Consider the following 19,647-nt stretch of genomic DNA (forward strand, 5'->3'; position numbering starts at 1 on the left):
TCCCGCCCGTCCTTTTTGGACGGGCGGGACGCCCATCCCACTTTCAAGAGTGGAAGTTATTTAATTCTCATTCCTAACTGCTTTTGTCAAGGCAGAGAGAGACTTTATGAGTTTGATGGGTTTTTTTGTAAAAGTTTGATACATTCTTCTAAGTAAACCTTGTGGCTATCGAGGAGAGAGTGTAAATGGCTTTTTGACCGAAAGCCTCCAGGATACCCGCCACGTGATTCATCCGTGCAGAAATAAAAAACCTGTATCCGATAAAGTCGCCCCCGAATTTATCTCGCGCAAGTCAATACTTCAATTCTAAAATCTAAAATCTAAAATCTAAAATCGCGCAATCGATTGACTGCCCCATAATACGTTTGTTTACTCCGCTCATTGACAAGGGGGCAAAACGATGCGTTTTTTTGTTTAACCCCAAACATAGCCACATAAATCCCCAGACAATACATGATATTCATTCTGTAAAAATACCACTAACTTGCCAGAAGTAATCTCAGCTCGATGAGTCTCCAACCAGCCTGTAATCTCCTGTTTCTTTTATCGTTTATGGGTCTGATTTAGGGTTGAGTTTGGGAGTATTTTTCACCTAATCCGTGCGCGGTTTAATCGCGAAAGTTTGAAGGGCGAGAGTGTTGAATTATTTGGTAGGCTGTCGTGCATTTAAATTGTATATTCAGGGCGGGCGGGACGCCGAACCCCCTACTTCCCACACGAATTTATTTTTTTTGATATACAATTTAAATGCCGCCACAGCTTAGGTTTTTGAGAATAGTAAGCTGTGGAGCATTTAAACCACTAACGAGGCCAGTAGGGTGCGTCAGCTCTCGATCGCTTCCACCGGCAAGGGAAACGCGGAGGACGCTCCGCACCCTACAATACTATTTTAAATGCTCCACAGCTTATCAGAGCGCAATTAGAGCTGAAATGAGGAGCGATCGCACCAACCCGGTTTTATCAAAAAATCGGGTTTTTAGATGTGGCATTAATGGCGAGGCTTGGTGGCGATCTGCTGCCAATAATACCTGCAATTGACACAATCCTCGACGCGGGATCGTTGCCGATGGTAAAACTTGTGTTGGGAAAAAACTTGACATCAGCGGGTAATTGAAAGTAAAAATAAATAAAAGCAATAAAAGCAATGAGGCTTTATGTTTGATTCGCAATTTGATTCGCAATTTGATTCGCAATTTGATTCGCAATCGGCGATCGGCAAGTGTGGCATTGAGAAGTTGCTATACCCTAAAACAATTTATGCTAAAATACATCCGGTAATATACGGAGTATCTAGGATTTTTTCGCAATCTAAAATATAAAAGATAAAATCTAAAATGGCAACAGCTATTGTTGAGCTGGAAATCTCCAAACTCCCGCCAGAAATTACGGTTGATGAGCGTTACAGCAAAGCCTTGGTTTTAATTCGACTGCACGGAAAACCGCTCGGTCAAGCTCTTTTGTCCGTAGTCGGAGGTGGCATTGGCGGTGACGAATTACGGGAAACACTGATGAACGCTGCGGGGGACAACTTGTGGAAAAACTTGCTCTACGAGACTCTAGAATGGGATGAGCGGGGGTCGGTGGAGGTATTGCCGATCGCTACAGTAGCGGTTTGCACGCGCGATCGCCCGGAAGATTTGCGGCGCACTCTTGACGCGCTGATGCAGCTCCCAGACGAGGGTCAGGAATACTTAGTAATTGACAATTGCCCCAGCACGGACGCGACGAAGGAACTGGTCAAAAATTACCCACAAGCCCGCTATGTGCGCGAAGACTTACCAGGCTCCAGCGCTGCCCGTAACCGAGCTTTACGCGAAGCTAAACATGAATTCGTAGCGTTTACAGATGACGATGCGGCCCCCGATCCGAACTGGCTGCGATCGCTCTTGCGAAATTTCAGCGATCCGCGAGTGATGTGCGTCACGGGGCTGGTGATGCCCTTGGAACTGGAAACCGAAGCGCAAGAATGGTTCGAGCGCTACAGCCCCCACGGGCGGGGATTTGAGCGCCGAGTTGTTGATGGGGCGCACTGCAATCCTCTGATTGTGCATCTTGTGGGAGTTTCGGCGAGTATGGCTTTGCGGAAAAGTTCGATCGACTACATTGGGCTGTTTGACGAAGCTTTGGGGGCGGGAACGCCCACGGTGGGTGGCGAAGACTGTGAACTTTTTGCCCGCATTTTGCGCGCGGGCTACTGCATTGTCTACGAGCCGAGAGCATTGAGTTGGCACCGCCATCGGCGCACTTGGGAAGAATTGCGAAAAACGCTCCAAGGCTACGGCATCGGAGTCTATGCTTTCTGGACGCGGATGTTTGTAATCAACAGAGAATTCAGTGTGCCTCTATTAGCTTGGGGATGGCTGTGGTATAAGCAAATTCCTGAATTAATTGCTTCTTTGCGAAAGCAGCCGGATGCGGTTCCGAGGGATTTGCTGTGGGCTCAACTGCGGGGCTGCATTAGCGGGCCGATGGCTTATTTTGCTTCTAGGAAGTTGTTACAAAAAATGAAGGGGAGCAATGAATAGGGATTTGTAGATTATTTTTAACGGCCGATGAAGGGAGATGAAATGCAGATGAAGTTAATTGTTGTAATGTAAATATGGAAAATCTAACAGTTAGCATAATTATTCCTAGCCACAACCGAAGTTCTTCGCTGCGGCGGGCTTTGGATGCTTTGCACTTGCAGACTTATCCGATCGACCTGATCGAGGTTATTGTAGTGGCAGATAGCTGCATAGATAATACTTTGGCAATGCTACAAGACTATAAAGCTCGGTTTAAAGTGCAGGGGATCGAGGTAAATTGCCAGAGTGCTGCCATCGCCCGCAATACGGGAGCGGCTTCGGCTACGGGGCAATTGCTGCTGTTTCTCGACGACGATATCGAAGCGCTGCCGCCTTTGGTGGAAAGTCATGCGCGGGTTCACTCTTTGCGTCCGGGCTCGGCTGTCATGGGCCCCTATCCGCCTAAGTTGCATGGAGGAACTACATTGTTCGAGGTGGAAGTGCGATCGTGGTGGGAAGAGAAGTTTTATCAGATGAGTCAGCCTGGTCATCGATTTACTTATCTAGATTTGCTCAGCGGCAACCTTTCTTTGGATGCAGAACTGTTTGCTCGTCTCGATGGGTTTGATTCGGCTTTTGGGAACTGTGGCGGAGAAGATTATGAGTTTGGGATGCGTTTGCTGAAAGCTAATGTACCTTTTGTTGTGGCTGCTGAAGCAGTGGGCTATCATTACGAACACGAAACTAACAATCTCGATCGCTCTTTCGGCAGATTTCGTCAGGAAGGGCGATCGAATGTTTTGATCGGGTACCGACACCCGGAACTTAGACCGATACTGCCGATAGCAGCCTACGAAACTGCTGACTCGCTGGTGGATAAAATTTTGGTGGCGGTCACGTTTTTGTGCCCGGCTGCTGTGGATTGGCTGGCTGTGGGACTGAGGCAATCTCTTGATTTACTCGAAAGCTTGCGGATGCGGGGAACTTGGCGGTGGTTGCGGGCAAAATTGCGCGCTTATTGGTATTTGCGGGGTGCTATTGATGAGTTGAAAAGTCGATCGGCTCTTTCTAGTTTTATGCAAGGTGAGCCTGCTGGTGCTGACTTGGGCAGACATGAAATTGAAATCGATTTGCAGGAAGGTTGGGAAGCAGCAGAACGAATCATTGACGAGAAAAAACCCGATGGCATTTACCTCAGTTACGGTGAACTGTCTGTCGGTCACGTCACTCCCAAATTCGGTGTAGAGCCACTGCGGGGCGCTCACTTGCGATCGATTCTGGCCCTTGACTTTGCCGAACCCCTGGCTCGGGCGATCGCGGTTAAGGGTATGCCCAAAAGTGCTGCTCATTCCGAGCCTAGCTTGGTTGACAACACCCTACTTCAAAATCTACTGTTATTTACAGTAGTAGACCAAGAACAACTGAAAAATTCTTCCTATAACTGACATAATTAGATTAGAGAAAAAACAGAATATAGAGGTGTAATTAAGTAAGCGTTTAATTAATCGTAAGTAAGTAGTAATTGAGAGTTAAAATCAAGAGAAATTAACAAGGGTAATTATGGCAATAAAATTGATTGAAGCTAATTTTTTAGAACCAATTGCTGACAAGCTGACCCTGGTGCAGAATCAGAATTTGGTTAAGATTCAGCCCTGGGAGGCATCCGGGCCAGAACCTCAGATAGCTGCCGGAGGTGTGCGGTGAGAAATGCTGGAACGCTGGTTTATCGGCGCAAAATGGCTCAGTGGTTCGATTTGCTGCGGGTGTTGGTCGATCGCGAGATGAAATTACTTTACAAGCGATCGACCTTGGGGATTGCTTGGACTTTAATCAGTCCGCTGTTACAGTTGGCTGTATTTTCCTTTTTGTTTCGCTCTGTCGTACCCCTTAATATTCCAAAATTTTCTTCCTTTGCTTTCAGCGGCTTGTTAATCTGGAATTGGTCTCAAACGGTATTATTTAAATCAACGGCATTAATTACCAATCATAAGCCACTAATCAGGCAGCCAAATTTCCCGTCGGCAATTTTGCCGGTAGTCACGACGACGACGGGGCTCATTCACTTTTTCTTAGCATTGCCGGTGTTACTTATCTTTCTGGCAATTGATGGCGCTCCTCTGAATGCAGTGCTCTTGTTGTTGCCGCTGCTGATGATTATTCAGTTTGTTTTGACAGTTAGTTTTGCTTATCCCCTTGCCGCTTTGAATGTCACTTTCCGCGACACTCAGCACACTTTGGGAGTAGTTTTGCAGATGCTGTTTTACCTGACTCCGATTTTCTACGACATCAGCAGCGTCCCGGAAAAATTTAAGATTTTTTATTACTTAAATCCAATGGTGCCCCTGATTGAAGCTTACCGCGCCATACTTCTTAAAGGTATGCAGCCGGATTGGTCTGCTCTGTTAATTTTGAGCTTGGCTGTGGCGGCTCTTTTACCCATCGGACTGGGAATTTTTAGACGGCAAAGCGCTCATTTTGTGGAGGAAGTGTAAATGCGTGAAGCAATTATTGTCAAAGGTTTGGGTAAGCGTTTTAACCGCTACTCTACCGCGAAACCTCATACGATTATGGAAGCCGCTTTGTCCGGTTGGTGGAAGCTGAAGCCGGAGGCGAGTTTTTGGGCGCTGCGGAATATAAATTTTACTGTTTCTCCGGGCGAAATGCTGGGAATTCTTGGCAAGAATGGCGCGGGAAAATCAACGCTGCTGCAACTTATCGGCGGTATTTGCCGGGCTGAGGAAGGATCTATTAAAGTTAACGGCAGAATTGGCGGCTTGTTGGATTTGGGTGCGAGTTTTCACTCGGATCTAACGGGCAGAGAAAACGTGTTTGTGGGTGCGGTGGTGGCCGGTTTGACTCGCCGGGAAGTGGCGCGCAGGTTTGACGATATTGTGGAATTTGCAGAGTTAAAACAGTTTATTGACAGCCCGACGCGGACTTACAGTACGGGGATGAAAATGCGGCTGGCTTTTTCGGTGGCGGTGCATACCGATCCAGAAGTGCTTTTAGTTGATGAACATTTGTCGGTTGGTGATGTGGCTTTTCAAACTAAATGTTTGAATAAGATAACTGAGTTTAAGAATCAAGGATGCGCGATTGTTTTGATTTCTCACACTGCGTCGCAAATTCAGAAAATGTGCGATCGGGCTTTGTGGCTGAAATCCGGTGAAATAGTGGCTTATGGGGAACCGGAAGTAGTAGTGGGTCAGTATTTGTCAGAAATGCGATCGTCCACAGAAAATAGCACTCCCCTGCGTGCTGCTGAAGCTACAAGTAGTGGCTCGCCACTGCGAGGTAATCAGAATCGCTTCGGTACTATGGAAGTAGAAATTACCGATGTCAAAGTGTCGCCAAATACGGAAATAGATAGCGGTGATGCTATTAGCATTGAAATTCATTATTCGGTGGCGCAGGAAATTTCTGCTGCTATTTTTGCCGTGACAATCAGCAGGGATGATGGTCAAAGTTGTTTTGAGACTAATACTAATCAAATGGGCAGACTGCTGCCGCTGGTGAAAGGGAAAGGCAAAATCCGGCTGCAAATAGATAGGCTGGATTTAGGAAACGGTCAGTATTACGTGAATGCTGGGGTTTACGAGGAAACTTTGGCTTACGCCTACGATTATCAGTGGCAGGTTTATCCGCTGTACGTGCGATCGACTGTAAACCAAAAAACGATTCTTTGTCCGCCGTACCGCTGGGAATTTGAGGGCAAAATGCCACTTTTGGATGTGGCTGAACCAGGCGCTGCAACTTACGATTTGGATAAGAATAATCCCGGCTACGCCAAGATTTTGACTCAGTTAGAAAATAAGCAAAAACCTGACTTTTTAATAATTGGTGCTCAAAACTGTGGCACAGAATATCTATACAGCCATCTCGAAAATCACTTGCAAATTATCAAAGAAGGTTCTCGAGATATTCACTTTTTTGAATTAAATTTTGAGCGTGGTGTTGATTGGTACAGCAAGCAGTTGACACGGAGTGTAGCGAGTGAGAAGGTGCTCCTGTGGGAGATGACTTCTTACTATATTTATCATCCTTTGGTGGCGGAGCGAGTTTACAAGTGTTTCCCGGATGTTAAGCTGATTGTAATGCTGCGAAACCCGGTAAAACGAGCGTGGATGCACTATCATTTAGAAGTGGCGCGAGGCTCCGAAAAGTTGGATTTTGAAAAGGCGATCGCTTCTGAACCCGATAGACTCAAAGGTGAGATTGAAAAAATCAAAGCAGATGAAAATTATTACAGTTTCAATCACCAGCATTATTCCTATTTGTCGCGGGGAATTTATGTAGAACAAATCAAAAATTGGCTCGACTATTTTCCGAGAGAACAGTTGCTAATTATCAAGAGCGAAGATTTTTACGCACATACAGGCAAAGTATTTTCCGAAGTATTGAAATTTCTGGATATTAGTGAAAATACAAGTAAAAAATATGAAATTAATCATGTCGATGAATACAGCCAAATGCCAGCGACAATAGAACAAGAATTGACTAATTATTTCAAACCTTACAATCAGGAACTTTCGGATTTCTTGCATGAGGATTTTAGTTGGAGTTAGGAAAAAAGTTTTTAAATGCAGAGTGCCCAGAGAGGAACATGAATCATACCTCTTTCTTCTCTTCCTCTGTGCCCTCTGCGCTCTCTGCGGTTCCTAAAAAAAAAATTAATTCACAAACCATCTATCAGCTAGAAAAATGAAACGGATATTTTTAGTAGGCTCTCCGAGAAGCGGCACAACCATGCTTCAAAGTTTATTAGCTGCTCACCCTGAAGTTATTTCTTTTCCTGAATCTAAGTTTTTTCACTATTTACTGTACAAGAAGTTTGCGGGAAATTTGCCAGGTAGGATGGAAGCTTTTTTTAAGGATGAGATTAATCGGCCTGAACTTTTGCAAGGTTTTGATGATAGTCAAACTGTGGCAACTAAAGTTAGTTGGTTTGTCGGAGTTTTGGATGGTTTGGCTGCGGAACAAAACAAAAGTATTTGGTTGGAAAAAACGCCGGAACACATATATTTTATTGAGGACATACAGCGCTTTTTGCCGGATGCTAAATTTATACATATTTTGCGAAACAGTATGGATACAATAGCTTCTCTGCATGAGGCGACTAGGAATTCTCATGATTTGTGGGGGCCTGGTTGGGATTTAAACCACTGTATCCATCGCTGGAAGGAGGCGATGTTAATTAGTCACAAATATGCTAAAAATTCTAATCATATATTAGTCAAGTATGAGGAAATACTCGACAATAAAGTCAAAAAATTAGAAGAACTTTGTCAGTTTATGGAAATTGAGTATGATGATAAAATGCTGGAGTTTTATCAAGAAAAAGCTGCTCATCTCAGTTTAAATCTGCCTTGGCACAAAGGGATTGATAGAGAGGTTAAAAGTAATAAGGTTCACAAATATCATAAAATTTTTAACGATCGGGAAATTCGATATATTTTAAATAAGATTAAGCGAGTCAAGGGTGAAATTGCCTGGAAGTTGACGGTGGAAGTGAGCGAACCAATTTCCGATATTTGTAATCTTCCGCAAATATACGATCGCCTGTGCTGTACGATTAAACTAGAAGGAATTAAACTCGGTATTGTTGAATTGCCGATTTGCGATGGCATGGTTGCGGCTTCGGTGTTGGCGGATGCGGTTGCAGCCCAGTTTGCTTGGCAAATTCTCGATCGCTTCTTTCAACGCAATCGCTGCGAAAAAGGCAATAAATTGTGGGAAACTGTGCTGAAACCATTGCACCCTAAACATGACTGGACGCTATTTTTGCAAGAATTATGGGGGCGTCCCCATTGGCATTTGGAGGATTTCTACAATCCAGAAAGCGCAGAGGAAGTCCCAACAATTACGCTCGAAAAAGATTTGATTGTCTTAGAAATTAGCGAGGAATTTGCTAATATAAAAGTTGAGATTTCTGAAATAGACGTGCTGGTGAAAGTAGGCGGCGTTGCTGTCGGGATTGTCACTGTTGCGGTGGAAAATAATTTTGTTTCGGCTCAAAAATTGCGATCGACAATTAATCGAAATATTGGTTTTGAGTTGTGCGTCGCCGCCGTGCGAGAAGCTTTGCTGGGAAAACCACTCAACGGCAAGCAAGGGCTAAGATCGCGCTTAGCCTCTTGTGCTCAACAAAGGTCAAATTTGCCAGACAGTTTGAATGCACCGGGTGCTGGGGGCATTTACCCCCAAAATGCGGTGATCTTCGGCAGGCGATCGGGTGCGATCGGGACAAGTGTCAGCCGTCGCGCCTCACTCCCGGTGGCTGCGCTACAGGAAATCGAGTCAGCCGCAGCAATCGCGGGGGAACCGACAATGCAAATTCCCCAAGAAAACGAGTTCCCAAAGCAAGTATTTTACGCACCGGAAATCATTCGCTCAAAATCTTCTTATCAGGAAGTTTCTCACTCCGTGAAACCTCAAGTTTTGGACAACCATAGCGTTACACAAAAACTCCCGATTCTCTCCTACCGCCGCATTTCTCCTGACAGTTTAGACGCAGTTAGCCCCCAGGTTTTGGAACAACAGTTGCAGTATCTCAAAGATCGCGGTTATTATAGTGCGAGTTGGGAAAATTGGCAAAGTGCGAAACGGGATAAAACTCCTTTACCCGGTAAAGCTGTATTGATGACTTTTGACGGTGGCTATCTCGACTTTTTCCAATATGCTTGGCCTCTGCTAAAACGCTTTTATTTTACAGCAACTGTTTTTCTAGTAGCGGAGTCAATAGGAAAGACACATAGTTGGGAAAAATCCGAATTGGAAGAAGTGCAGTTAATGGGATGGCCGGAAATTTTGCAACTGCAGAATGCAGGAATTGAATTCGGTTCTATGTCTGCTACTCATCAACCTTTGACGGCATTGTCGCCGACAGAAATTGTGCGGGAGGGGGCGAAATCCCGTGCTATCTTGGAACGGGGATTAGAGAAATCTGTTAAATGTTTTGCCTATCCTTACGGGGATGTCGATCCAATTGTAGCGCATTTAATTGGAGCGAGTGGATATACTTTTGGTGTATCATATAAATTAAATTATAGCAGTTTTGACGATAATTTAATGTCTCTGCCGCGCATTAAAGTTACAGGAGAAAATTTTTTATGGCAATTAGGTTTGTAGGGTGCGTCAGCAGCGAGATTTTTCCCTCAACTAACAATTTTTCAACAGACGCACCTTACTTTTAAGTCAGTAGGCTGCGTCAGCCAGCGAGATTTTTCCCTCAACTAACAATCTCTCAACAGACGCACCTTACAAGTGAAATCGCTTAATCAATCCCTTGATTTTCCGCTGCAAATAACCGCCGAATCCTCTGGAAATTCTCTCAAATTTATAATGAAATAAAATATCCATCACCTCTTCAGTTTTCATATACTTTAAATAAGAAATCATTTTATCGGTTAGTTCATCATTAACATCATCGATATACTTTCTCACCGCCAACCTTTCTGAAATATTCCATTTCCGATCAAACTTGCGGTGCATTTGGGTCTCATAATCCCGAAAATCTGAGATTTTCCCCTCCAAATAGCTTTGAATATATTTCCCTGCTATTTGGGCACCATCCATCCCGTGTCTAATCCCTTCGCCACCCAAAAAATTTACTGTCGAGACAGTATCGCCGATCGCAATTATATTATCCTTGCAATAAATATCCTTCAAACCAGGACTGTACTTCAGCGTCGAACCGTGTTTGTCAAGAATTTTATAATTTTTAGACTTCAGATATTCATCAATCAGTAAATCAATATATTTTTTCAGCGGTGACAAATGCCTCACCGTTTTCGGATCTAAAAAAATGCGACCCGCACCAACTTTCAGCCTGTTTTGTTCCATTGGAAATATCCAGGAATAACCCTTTGGCATCCATTTATCGCCCAAAAAGAAGATTAAATCACCGCTGTATTTATTGTAAACTTCCGGCTCTACTTCAATTAAATATTCGATTCCGGTTCCCGACAAAAAATCTGGCTTATCATTCTCTTTTTCGTACATAATCGCCCTAGCAAAGCCAGTAGCATCAACCAATACTTTCGTGCTAACTTTGATAAGTTTACCGTCGGATAACTGTTTAAATTCTACTATTGTTTCGCCGTTTTCTTGTGAGTGTCGAATGTAGCGATAACCCAGCCAAACTTCACAGCCAAATCGCTCAACTTCGCTGGCCAAAAATGCTCTAAATTTAGCAAAGTTGAGAACAACTCCCAAGCTTTCGGGAGACTCCCAAGTTTGACGGACTTTGCTAGTTTCAATAGTAAGTTTGTGCCAAAAACTGCCGATAACGGATTCAGGTAAATCGAATTTAGAGAGGGTTTCTAGAGGCGTGGCGGCGCTAGAAAAGTCATTTTTATTAAAATTGTCGTTTTGCTCGGCAAGCAAGACTTTGTGGCCGGATTGGGCTAGGATTCTCGCGCAGTGACCGCCTGCTGGGCCGGCTCCTACTATTACTATGTCAAAACTTTTTAAATTCATTTTGCTTCTAACTCGCTTCCAATGTCAAAATACCTGCAGACATATCAACTACTAACCGCCGAGTTTTTAGCCACTGGCGACCGATTAAAATTTCCGGTACTCCGTCACCCACATGAACGGGAATGTCAAACTCTTGCTCATCTATGCGTACTTTTCCTGCATAAAGATCGAAATCAAATTCTCCCTTTGCTGTCCGCATTTCTTGTCGCCTAATATAAATCCAATCAAGTCCCTCGAAATCTTGCTCGTCCATTGCTAACCAGCCCGAAAAACCTGTATCTAGCAGAGCATCAACAGGTAATTCTAAGCCGTTATTAGCAATCAATTCAACTTCAAAAAATAGCTCGTCCTCATCACCAAATCTTCCTTCAATCATATTGAGCCACACGCCCCTGTATTGTTGATGCGGAAAAGGTACGGGATAGCATTTGGGTGTTTCTGGCGGCACATTTTGGTAGCCGCCATATCATCCTTGTCGATAAAATATTCCCCGCTATCAGGTTCAACCGCCATGTACCAGTTGTAGTGAGTGTCAATTAATTCTGGTTTAAGGCGATCGAAAATTACTTTGCAACGCTTGCGAAATGCCGCTCTTTCGGCTCGCCAGTGGGCTTTTTTTTCTTCTGACCACTGAATTTCTGGGAACAGTCTTCCCCGCCGCACGGTACGATTTGGTTTCACGTTAGTCATTGTTTTTTCTCCGTTGTGTCAGATGGTAATATATTTATTGGTTGAATTGAATATTTCTGAAATCAATTATGGCAAATACTTTCAACTTGACTCCTAATCCTGATAATTTTACAGTCCTTCCTGGTTTGATGGTTCAGTTCCCTGGAGGTGTTCTTGCCTTAGAAGGCAATGATACAATCCGAGGTTCATTTGAAAGCGAAATCATCAACGGAAATGCTGGTAAAGATATTTTATTCGGTAGTGATGGCAATGACAACTTGCAAGGAGGTAGAGACGAAGACGATTTATACGGCGAAGTTGGTCGAGATTCTCTAATTGGCGGTCTTGGTGATGATTATATCGCAGGTGGTGACGGAGACGACATTTTGAATGGCGGTCGAGGTGATGATTTATTAGATGGAGGTGCAGGTAATGATACTCTGAGCGGCGACCTGGGTTACACTCTTTATAAAGGGGGAACTGGTAGTGATGTGTTCGTCCTAAGAACGGATATTGTTTTAGGAGATCCAAAGCGCAACCCTAACAGTAGCGTACAGGCGTGGGATATAATTCTAGACTTTGAAAAGTCTCTCGATCGAATTGGTCTTACTAATGGTTTAACTGAGGCAAACCTCAGACTCACCGCCTTTTCAGTACCACTGGAAAATATTCGCTTAGTTTCGGGAAGATTTCCTCAAGAAGGCAAAATTTCTTTAGCCGATTTAGATCCCGATCGCAATGGTAGTTATGACGCTACTACTATTCAAATTGCTTCAAACGGTCAAATTTTAGGTAGAGTTCTGAATGTGACACCATCAGACTTGCGGGGTCGTTTTATTACACTGTCATAGATCGGGTATTTCTTAGGATTAGTCTCGAATGGTAAGGTGCGCTGCACCCTACCATTCTAGCTATTTACACGCTAACAGGTGACTGTTTGCGGCTGAATGTTGCTAAGATGCGATCGCACATTTGCGACGGAGTTAATCCCAAACTGGCAAATGATTGTTCAGGCGTTGCATGATCTACCAATGTATCGGGTACACCCAACCGCATCAGGGGCACGAGGACATTATTGTCGAGCAAAGATTCGGCTACTGCTGAACCAAAGCCTCCCATCAAACAGCCTTCTTCCATTGTGACAACTTTGCCGATTCGCTGTGCTAAAGGCAAGATTAATTCGGTGTCCAAAGGCTTGACAAAACGCGCATTGATCACAGTTGCTTCAATACCGTGTTCGCTCAGCATCTCGGCAGTTTGCATTGCCGGATAAACCATTGAACCGTAACCCAGTATCAGCACATCGTCGCCGTTGCGGAGAATTTCGGCTTTGCCGATCGGCAATTCTTCCCAACCTTCCTCCATCAAAGGCACGCCGTAACCGTTGCCGCGCGGGTAACGCATGGCGATCGGGCCGCTGGTGTGGTTGATTCCCGTGACAATCATCCGCTGCAATTCTGCCTCATCTTTTGGTGCCATAACTACCATATTTGGCAGGCACCGCAAGAAGGCAATGTCGTACATTCCTTGGTGAGTTGGGCCGTCAGCACCGACAATGCCAGCGCGATCCAAACAGAAGAAAACTGGCAAATTTTGGATACAAACATCGTGAATTATTTGGTCGTATCCCCGCTGGACAAATGTCGAGTAAATTGCCACAACCGGGCGCATTCCTTCGCAGGCTAAACCAGCGGATAAAGTCACGGCGTGCTGTTCGGCAATCCCGACATCAATGTACTGTTTCGGCAGTTTTTCATGAAGTTTATCCAGACCTGTTCCGGTTGCCATTGCAGCAGTAATGCCGACAATTTTGGGATTATCTTCTGCTAGCTTGACTAGGGCGTGGGCAAATACTTTCGAGTAAGCTGGAGGCTTGGGTTTAGTGGAGGGAATGCCTTTGCCGGTGGCTAAGTTAAAGGGATTTTGGGCGTGATATCCTACTTGGTCTTTTTCGGCGATCGCATATCCTTTGCCTTTTACCGTCACGACATGAACCAACACCGGCCCTTGAATGGTATGAGCTTGTTTGAAAGTGGCAATTAACTCTTCCAAATTGTGTCCATCTACCGGGCCCATGTAAGTAAAGCCCAATTCTTCAATTACTGCTCCAACTTTCGAGACAGCCAAGCGTTTCATCCCTTCTTTGAGGCGTTCCATTTCAGGAGTAAAAGTTTCGCCGACAAAGGGAATGTGTTTGAATTGTTCCTCTAAGTTATCTTTGAGAAACTGCACCGGTGGCGACAATCGCATCTTGTTCAAATAGCGGGTAATTGCGCCGACGTTGGGCGAGATTGACATCTCGTTGTCGTTGAGCACAACTAACAAATTGGTTTTCGGCATATGGCCCGCGTGGTTAATCGCTTCGAGTGCCATGCCGCCAGTCAATGCGCCGTCGCCGATGACTGCTACAGTTTTAAAGTTTTCCCCTTTGAGGTCGCGCGCCATCGCCATCCCTAACGCTGCGGAAATGCTTGTGGAAGCGTGGCCGGCGCCGAAGTGGTCAAATTTGCTCTCGCAGCGCTTGAGATAGCCTGCAACGCCGTCTTTTTGGCGCAGGGTGTGGAATTGGTTGTAGCGCCCGGTGATTAATTTGTGAGGATAAGCTTGGTGGCCGACATCCCAAGTAACTTTGTCGCGATCGAGGTCGAGTGTTTGGTAGAGTGCTAAGGTCAGTTCGACTACACCCAATCCTGGGCCGAGGTGGCCGCCGCTAGCGGCTACAGTTTCTAAATGCTTTTCTCGAATTTGTCGGGCAATTTGTTCGAGTTGATGAATCGAGAGGCCGTGTAATTGGTTTGGGTGAGTCAGTTCGCTGAGATGCATATTTTAAAATCTTGCTCCTGTGAATCAGGACGAATCCTTAACAGATATAGGTTGTGCCTGCAACGTTGGGTACGCGCAAACGTTAGAATAGTTTAACGGTTATTTGAGAAAAACTGTTAGGCGTAAGATTTTTGTTATTTTTAGCCTGGTAATTATAGTTAATAAATTGTGCGCCGTCAATCGATTTTAGATTTTAGATTTTAGATTTTAGATTTTAGATTTTAGATTTTAGAGGCGACCCCACGGATAAATGCGGGGGCTCTTCTGATTTTCGATTTTCGATTTTGGATTGATTCCATGGATAAATCACGTGGCGGATACCACCTTTGAAATTCGTGGTCAATATAAAAAAGCTTATGTTGTTAGTTCCTAATCGCTAATCGATTTTAGATTTTAGATTTTAGATTTTAGATTTTAGAGGCGACCCCACGGATAAATGCGGGAGCTCTTCTGATTTTCGATTTTCGATTGATTCCACGGATAAATCACGTGGCGGGTACCACCTTTGAAATTCGTGGTCAATATAAAAAAGCTTATGTTGTTAGTTCCTAATCGCTAAGCTGTTCGGCATTTAAATGAGGATAGTAGGGTGCCCAGCGCAAATAAGCGTTTCCCATGTATAGTAAGTGTTCGCGAATGGCGCACCTTACCTGGATCGTTAATGGTTTAAATGCTCCACAGCTTAGTTGTTAGCTGCATGGAGATTTTTAAGCATTTTTAACTACTTTTTGTAGTGATGGCTGACTTTTTAGCCATCTTGTTTCTGCAAGCTGACTATGATACAAAATCATTAACTGTGATGGAGCATCTCATATTTGTAAAAACACTTCTTCTGGCTCCTTCCTTCTGCCTATTTCCTTCTGCCTCAAATTAATTCAATAGACCTCTTGCAAAAATAATTAGGACGGGTTTTGGGGCCCATCCCACAAGCAAAAATAACTCTTGTGGGATGGGCCCCAGAGCCAGTCCCATCAATTGAGGAAAAGGATTTTTGCCACAGGTGTAATCTCCCTTACTCCGCTGATGGCAAAGGAGTTTCCGCTTCTTCGGGGGGCGGAATTTCCGCAGGAGTCGATTCCGGCGACGGCGAGAGACTCTCGCTATCGGGGGGCGGAATTTCCGCAGGAGTCGATTCCGGTGTCGGCGAGAGACTCTCGCTATCGGGGGGCGGAATTTCCGCAGGAGTCGATTCGGGCGACGGCGAGGGACTCTCGGCCCCTGGCGAGGGAGTCTCCGAAGGAATCGGGGCAGGAGTTTCCGGCGGTGGCGGAACTTGTGCGGGCTCTGGCTGGGGGCTTTGGCGGCTTTGCACCCACAAACCTAAACCGCCGCCGGCTAATATCAGCCCCAACACCGCCAGTAGGGGCAGCGGCAGCTTGGATCGCTGTTTTTGAACGGGTTCCGGGGCGGGGGAAGTTTCCGGGTACAACAACTGTTTGGACGATTCTGAAAGCTGAGATTCTGGAATTCTCCCAGACTTCTGGAGGGACGCAGCGACGAGGGAAGGCGGCAGCGACACCGAGGCTGACACTGGCGCTGACGCCGGCGCTGAGGCCACTGCCGGATCAAACAGTACCAATCTCTCCGGCGACATCCGACAGTGAGTCGCCACCACGGAGGTGTTGTCATAACCATTTTTCTCGTTGGCGAGACGAATCCAAGACTGAACCGCAGCTTCCAAAGACATTTTGCCCTCAAGCACCTCTGGGCCATAATTCTCCCAAGATTTCTCTACCCAGTCGTTGTCGCTCAAACCGTCGGAACACAGCAGCAGTAAGCCTTCCTCTTCGACAATAAATCGCTGAATCGTCGGGCGCAGGAAATCGGCATCCCGCGTTCCCAAAGCTTGAGTCAGGGCTCCTGCATCGGATCGCAGTTGAGTCTCCCAGTACAAACAATGTCCTAGCTGGACTTCCCTTGAGGCTACGTCGTCGTCCACAGTCAGCCGGTGACAGTAATTTCTGCCAATCCAATAAGCGCGGCTGTCTCCAACATTGACTAAATAAAGTTCGTGGCTGTTATTCGAGGGCAAATCCTCGGAATTTTTCACTTTTTGAGGCAACTGGAGGGCCATCACCAAAGTCGTCCCCATCCGCTGCCGCAACTCTTTTCCCTGCTCATTATTTTGAGCGGAAATCACATTATTCACAACTCGGACTATTTCTTCGAGTTGCTTGATCACCATTGTTGGCGTCATCAACTCTTCTTGTTGAGCAATTTCTGCGAGCAAATTTTGGATTAAAGCTTTCAGGGACTGCACGGCTAATTGACTGGCAACTTCTCCTCCTTCGTGGCCTCCAACCCCGTCGCAAACCATTGTTAAGTAAGGAATTAATTTCTCGCCCCCTGAAGTTTTGCTAAATTGAAAATCAGCAGCAACCGGATAGCAACTGTCTTCATTTTGGGAGCGCTGTGGCCCGGTATCAGTCATGCCGACTACTTCTAAGTGTAGAGGCAATTGAGCGGCTTGTTCTAATAGTAAATCGTTTAGTTCCAGGGCTATCGCGTCGAAATTCATGCTGCTGCGGCGCATAAACTGACAAATCTCTCCGAGTTTCGCCTGCACCTCGGGTTGCGCGGATTCCACCAAACCTGACCACACATCTCCCAAATCCCGCAGCGTCGGTACAAAATTGCCCCGGTGCAGTTCCAGCAGGCGTACCCGCCAACCTTCCACCCGCAAATTTTCCGGTACCAGCAAACTCGAAGCGACTCCCTGTTCCGATAGCGGCGTCCAAAGTTGGAGCATTTGCCACAGCCAGTATACTTGGCGCGCGCCGGTTGTCCCAGACCAAGCTTCTAAAATAGAAGGATACAGGCGACCGAAATTATTGATGGGCACATTTTCCAACAACAGCACCTCTGTCGCTTCGGGTGCTTCCCCCAGGGAACAATAACCGTATACTTCCGGCGTATGCAGCCGTTGGGGATACAAATGCAGGTAAGGCATAATCGTATCCGGCAGGTGTTCCGGGACGCTCGGAGGCAAAGCTGGGCGGCTGTCGAGCCAGATTTGCGGTGCAATGACAAAGTATCGATCGGCTATTACCTTACCCGTCGGCACTTCCTCGGCTGCTTGCCCCACCGCCCACAAATAGCGATAAATTAAATCGGTTTCGCACGCTGCACACTGCTGGCGGCCAAAGGTATTGCGGGGATCGGGACAGCTAAGATTCGGGCAATAAATGGGTTCGGAGAAACTGCTGATCATATCGAAATAGTTTGTGTAAAAACATTCTGAAGATATAGGATTCGCAAGCCCAAATTCATGAGCTTGAGAATAAACTGATTTTAGCCCCTATCAATTTCTTAACTGCCTTTGGGCCTCTAGAAATTGTAGTTTCTGCCAGTCTGCATCGGCTAAAATTGTAATTTAAGTTACTAAACTCTGACTTGGAGAACGATGGAAGCCTCAAACTTGTACCGCTGCGCGAAAAATCGCTCTGAGGGGCTGCAAGTCGCAAACCCTTGCATAGTCAGTTGTTGGCAATTCTTAAATCTTAAATTTCCAATCTAAGATCTAAATAGTATCACCTATTCTTTTTATGATCTTGACTCCTACGCTCCTTTGGCTGATAGCTGGGTCTTTGCTCTGTTTGGCAGAGCTATTTCTCCCGACTGCTTTTGTCGCTTTTATGATGGGACTGAGCGCCTTCGCCGTAGCTGGATGCTCTCTAGTTCTACCTTACGTTAATTTACAAATATTCCTCTGGATGGTTTTTTCGACAGTTTTTGTGCTGCTGTCTCGGCGGTTGATACCAAAAGGCACCGCAAGGGCGATCGCAGATTCTCAGGAAGCCAAAACTTTAACAGAAATTCCCCCCGGAGAAGCCGGCCGAGTCATTTATGAGGGGAATTCTTGGCAAGCTCGCTGCGAAGACACGAAGGCCACTATCCCCCCCAACCAAAACGTAATTGTCGTCGGACGAAAAGGCACTACTCTGATAGTTTTGCCAGAAAATTTATTGCATTCTTAAAAAATGCGTAATTAATCACAGACAATTAGTAGTTAGTCATCAGTCTTTAGTCAACATTTAACAGTCAACACTCAACATTTATAGGAGGCGACCGTGGAACAATTTTTTTTACTTGTCTTTTTAGCACTCGGCGGCTCAGCCCTCGCAGGTTCCGTCAAGATTATCAATCAGGGAAATGAAGCGCTGGTGGAAACTTTAGGTAAATACAGTGGCAGGAGACTCGAACCCGGTTTGAATTTTGTCAAGCCGTTTCTCGATCGCGTCGTGTACGAGCAAACAATTCGGGAAAAAGTCTTAGATGTTCCCCCGCAAGCTTGTATTACCCGCGATAACGTTTCCATTACCGTGGATGCTGTGGTTTACTGGCGCATTGTAGACTTGGAAAAAGCCTGTTACAAAGTAGAAAATCTCCAGTCAGCAATGGTAAATATGGTGCTGACTCAAATTCGCGCCGAAATGGGTCAACTGGACCTCGAACAAACCTTTACTGCTCGTTCTCAAATTAATGAAATATTGCTCAGAGATTTAGATCTGGTTACAGATCCTTGGGGAGTGAAAGTGACGCGGGTAGAATTGCGCGATATTGTCCCTTCTAAAACTGTACAGGAATCGATGGAATTGCAGATGGCAGCCGATCGACGGAAGCGGGCGGCAATTCTGACATCCGAGGGCGAACGCGAGTCAGCCGTTAACAGCGCCAAAGGTAAAGCTGAAGCGCAAGTTCTAGATGCAGAAGCGCGCCAAAAAGCAACTATTTTGGAGGCGGAAGCTCAACAAAAGGCGATCGTCCTGAAAGCTCAAGCAGAACGCCAAAGTCAGGTTTTGAAAGCTCAAGCTACTTCGGAGGCCTTGCAAATAATCGCCAAAACTCTGCAAAATGACCCCAATGCTCGCGAAGCTTTACAATTTTTGTTAGCTCAAAACTATCTGGATATGGGTCTAAAAATTGGCACCAGCGACAGCAGCAAGGTGATGTTTATGGACCCGCGCAGCATTCCCGCCACGCTCGAAGGAATGCGATCGATCGTTGGGGAAGGTAATAATAATGACGTGAACAAGTAGGGGAGCATCTCATATTTGTAAACACACTTCTTCTGACTCCTTCCTTCTGACTCGCAGCAAGAGAGCCTCCTGCCTCAAAACTCCAATTTTGGGCTTGGCTGCTTTCATTGAGATGCTCCCAAAAGTAGGGGAGC

Annotated in this window: 14 protein-coding genes; 9 read left to right on the top strand and 5 right to left on the bottom strand. The window is 45.6% G+C overall.

Features of this window, described 5'->3' with window-relative positions; all coding sequences use genetic code 11:
- Nucleotides 1-1,334: 1,334 nt before the first annotated feature.
- The 6 genes from QUB26_RS24335 (at nucleotide 1,335) to QUB26_RS24360 (ending at nucleotide 9,632) form a co-directional block, all read left to right on the top strand.
- Nucleotides 1,335-2,525 (top strand): glycosyltransferase, encoded by a 1,191-nt coding sequence (locus QUB26_RS24335; protein WP_333240954.1) that lies wholly within the window; start codon nucleotides 1,335-1,337, stop codon nucleotides 2,523-2,525.
- 74 nt (nucleotides 2,526-2,599) lie between these two features.
- Nucleotides 2,600-3,949 carry a glycosyltransferase gene (locus tag QUB26_RS24340; protein ID WP_333240957.1) on the top strand — a complete coding sequence of 450 codons (1,350 nt, stop codon included), beginning with the start codon at nucleotides 2,600-2,602 and terminating at the stop codon, nucleotides 3,947-3,949.
- 115 nt (nucleotides 3,950-4,064) lie between these two features.
- A complete protein-coding gene (locus QUB26_RS24345; RefSeq protein ID WP_333240960.1) occupies nucleotides 4,065-4,208 on the top strand; it encodes a hypothetical protein in 144 nt (47 codons plus the stop codon).
- Complete coding sequence (locus QUB26_RS24350) at nucleotides 4,205-4,996, top strand: ABC transporter permease (protein WP_333240962.1); 792 nt, start codon at nucleotides 4,205-4,207, stop codon at nucleotides 4,994-4,996. Before QUB26_RS24345 ends, QUB26_RS24350 begins: the two co-directional genes overlap by 4 nt.
- Nucleotides 4,997-7,069, top strand: a complete 2,073-nt coding sequence (locus QUB26_RS24355; protein ID WP_333320057.1) for an ATP-binding cassette domain-containing protein — start codon at nucleotides 4,997-4,999, stop codon at nucleotides 7,067-7,069.
- 136 nt (nucleotides 7,070-7,205) lie between these two features.
- Nucleotides 7,206-9,632 (top strand): sulfotransferase, encoded by a 2,427-nt coding sequence (locus QUB26_RS24360; RefSeq protein WP_333320059.1) that lies wholly within the window; start codon nucleotides 7,206-7,208, stop codon nucleotides 9,630-9,632.
- 129 nt (nucleotides 9,633-9,761) lie between these two features.
- Here the strand turns inward: QUB26_RS24360 and QUB26_RS24365 are convergent, their stop codons facing one another.
- The 3 genes from QUB26_RS24365 to QUB26_RS24375 are packed head-to-tail and all read right to left on the bottom strand — an operon-like array spanning nucleotide 9,762 to nucleotide 11,672.
- Nucleotides 9,762-10,982 (bottom strand): NAD(P)/FAD-dependent oxidoreductase, encoded by a 1,221-nt coding sequence (locus QUB26_RS24365; RefSeq protein WP_333320061.1) that lies wholly within the window; start codon nucleotides 10,980-10,982, stop codon nucleotides 9,762-9,764.
- 7 nt (nucleotides 10,983-10,989) lie between these two features.
- A complete protein-coding gene (locus tag QUB26_RS24370) occupies nucleotides 10,990-11,358 on the bottom strand; it encodes an aspartyl protease (protein ID WP_333240975.1) in 369 nt (122 codons plus the stop codon).
- Complete coding sequence (locus QUB26_RS24375; protein WP_333320063.1) at nucleotides 11,355-11,672, bottom strand: hypothetical protein; 318 nt, start codon at nucleotides 11,670-11,672, stop codon at nucleotides 11,355-11,357. Before QUB26_RS24375 ends, QUB26_RS24370 begins: the two co-directional genes overlap by 4 nt.
- Before the next feature lie 68 nt (nucleotides 11,673-11,740).
- On the opposite strand from QUB26_RS24375, the gene QUB26_RS24380 reads away from it, so the two are divergent.
- The gene (locus QUB26_RS24380; RefSeq protein ID WP_333320065.1) at nucleotides 11,741-12,502 is read left to right on the top strand and encodes a calcium-binding protein; all 762 of its coding nucleotides are present in this window, start codon (nucleotides 11,741-11,743) and stop codon (nucleotides 12,500-12,502) included.
- Nucleotides 12,503-12,566: 64 nt separating this feature from the next.
- On the opposite strand, the gene dxs is transcribed toward QUB26_RS24380, so the two are convergent.
- Both dxs and QUB26_RS24390 read right to left on the bottom strand, forming a co-directional pair.
- Nucleotides 12,567-14,474, bottom strand: a complete 1,908-nt coding sequence (gene dxs / locus QUB26_RS24385; RefSeq protein ID WP_333320067.1) for a 1-deoxy-D-xylulose-5-phosphate synthase — start codon at nucleotides 14,472-14,474, stop codon at nucleotides 12,567-12,569.
- Nucleotides 14,475-15,486: 1,012 nt separating this feature from the next.
- On the bottom strand, nucleotides 15,487-17,685 hold the full coding sequence (locus QUB26_RS24390; RefSeq protein WP_333240985.1) for a protein phosphatase 2C domain-containing protein: 2,199 nt from the start codon (nucleotides 17,683-17,685) through the stop codon (nucleotides 15,487-15,489).
- Between the two features lie 334 nt (nucleotides 17,686-18,019).
- On the opposite strand from QUB26_RS24390, the gene QUB26_RS24395 reads away from it, so the two are divergent.
- Both QUB26_RS24395 and QUB26_RS24400 read left to right on the top strand, forming a co-directional pair.
- A complete protein-coding gene (locus QUB26_RS24395; protein ID WP_333051437.1) occupies nucleotides 18,020-18,451 on the top strand; it encodes an NfeD family protein in 432 nt (143 codons plus the stop codon).
- Nucleotides 18,452-18,544: 93 nt separating this feature from the next.
- Nucleotides 18,545-19,513 (top strand): SPFH domain-containing protein, encoded by a 969-nt coding sequence (locus QUB26_RS24400; RefSeq protein WP_333240987.1) that lies wholly within the window; start codon nucleotides 18,545-18,547, stop codon nucleotides 19,511-19,513.
- Nucleotides 19,514-19,647 lie beyond the last annotated feature (134 nt).

It is taken from the genome of Microcoleus sp. B4-C1 (genome assembly GCF_036705285.1).
GTDB lineage: Bacteria > Cyanobacteriota > Cyanobacteriia > Cyanobacteriales > Microcoleaceae > Microcoleus.

What these genes read in the sequence shown, in the direction of transcription:
- QUB26_RS24335 (WP_333240954.1), top strand. Translation starts at nt 1,335, where the DNA reads ATGGCAACAGCTATTGTTGAGCTGGAAATCTCCAAACTCCCGCCAGAA.
- QUB26_RS24340 (WP_333240957.1), top strand. Translation starts at nt 2,600, where the DNA reads ATGGAAAATCTAACAGTTAGCATAATTATTCCTAGCCACAACCGAAGT.
- QUB26_RS24345 (WP_333240960.1), top strand. Translation starts at nt 4,065, where the DNA reads ATGGCAATAAAATTGATTGAAGCTAATTTTTTAGAACCAATTGCTGAC.
- QUB26_RS24355 (WP_333320057.1), top strand. Translation starts at nt 4,997, where the DNA reads ATGCGTGAAGCAATTATTGTCAAAGGTTTGGGTAAGCGTTTTAACCGC.
- QUB26_RS24360 (WP_333320059.1), top strand. Translation starts at nt 7,206, where the DNA reads ATGAAACGGATATTTTTAGTAGGCTCTCCGAGAAGCGGCACAACCATG.
- QUB26_RS24365 (WP_333320061.1), bottom strand. Translation starts at nt 10,982, where the DNA reads ATGAATTTAAAAAGTTTTGACATAGTAATAGTAGGAGCCGGCCCAGCA.
- QUB26_RS24370 (WP_333240975.1), bottom strand. Translation starts at nt 11,358, where the DNA reads ATGATTGAAGGAAGATTTGGTGATGAGGACGAGCTATTTTTTGAAGTT.
- QUB26_RS24375 (WP_333320063.1), bottom strand. Translation starts at nt 11,672, where the DNA reads ATGACTAACGTGAAACCAAATCGTACCGTGCGGCGGGGAAGACTGTTC.
- QUB26_RS24380 (WP_333320065.1), top strand. Translation starts at nt 11,741, where the DNA reads ATGGCAAATACTTTCAACTTGACTCCTAATCCTGATAATTTTACAGTC.
- dxs (WP_333320067.1), bottom strand. Translation starts at nt 14,474, where the DNA reads ATGCATCTCAGCGAACTGACTCACCCAAACCAATTACACGGCCTCTCG.
- QUB26_RS24390 (WP_333240985.1), bottom strand. Translation starts at nt 17,685, where the DNA reads ATGATCAGCAGTTTCTCCGAACCCATTTATTGCCCGAATCTTAGCTGT.
- QUB26_RS24395 (WP_333051437.1), top strand. Translation starts at nt 18,020, where the DNA reads ATGATCTTGACTCCTACGCTCCTTTGGCTGATAGCTGGGTCTTTGCTC.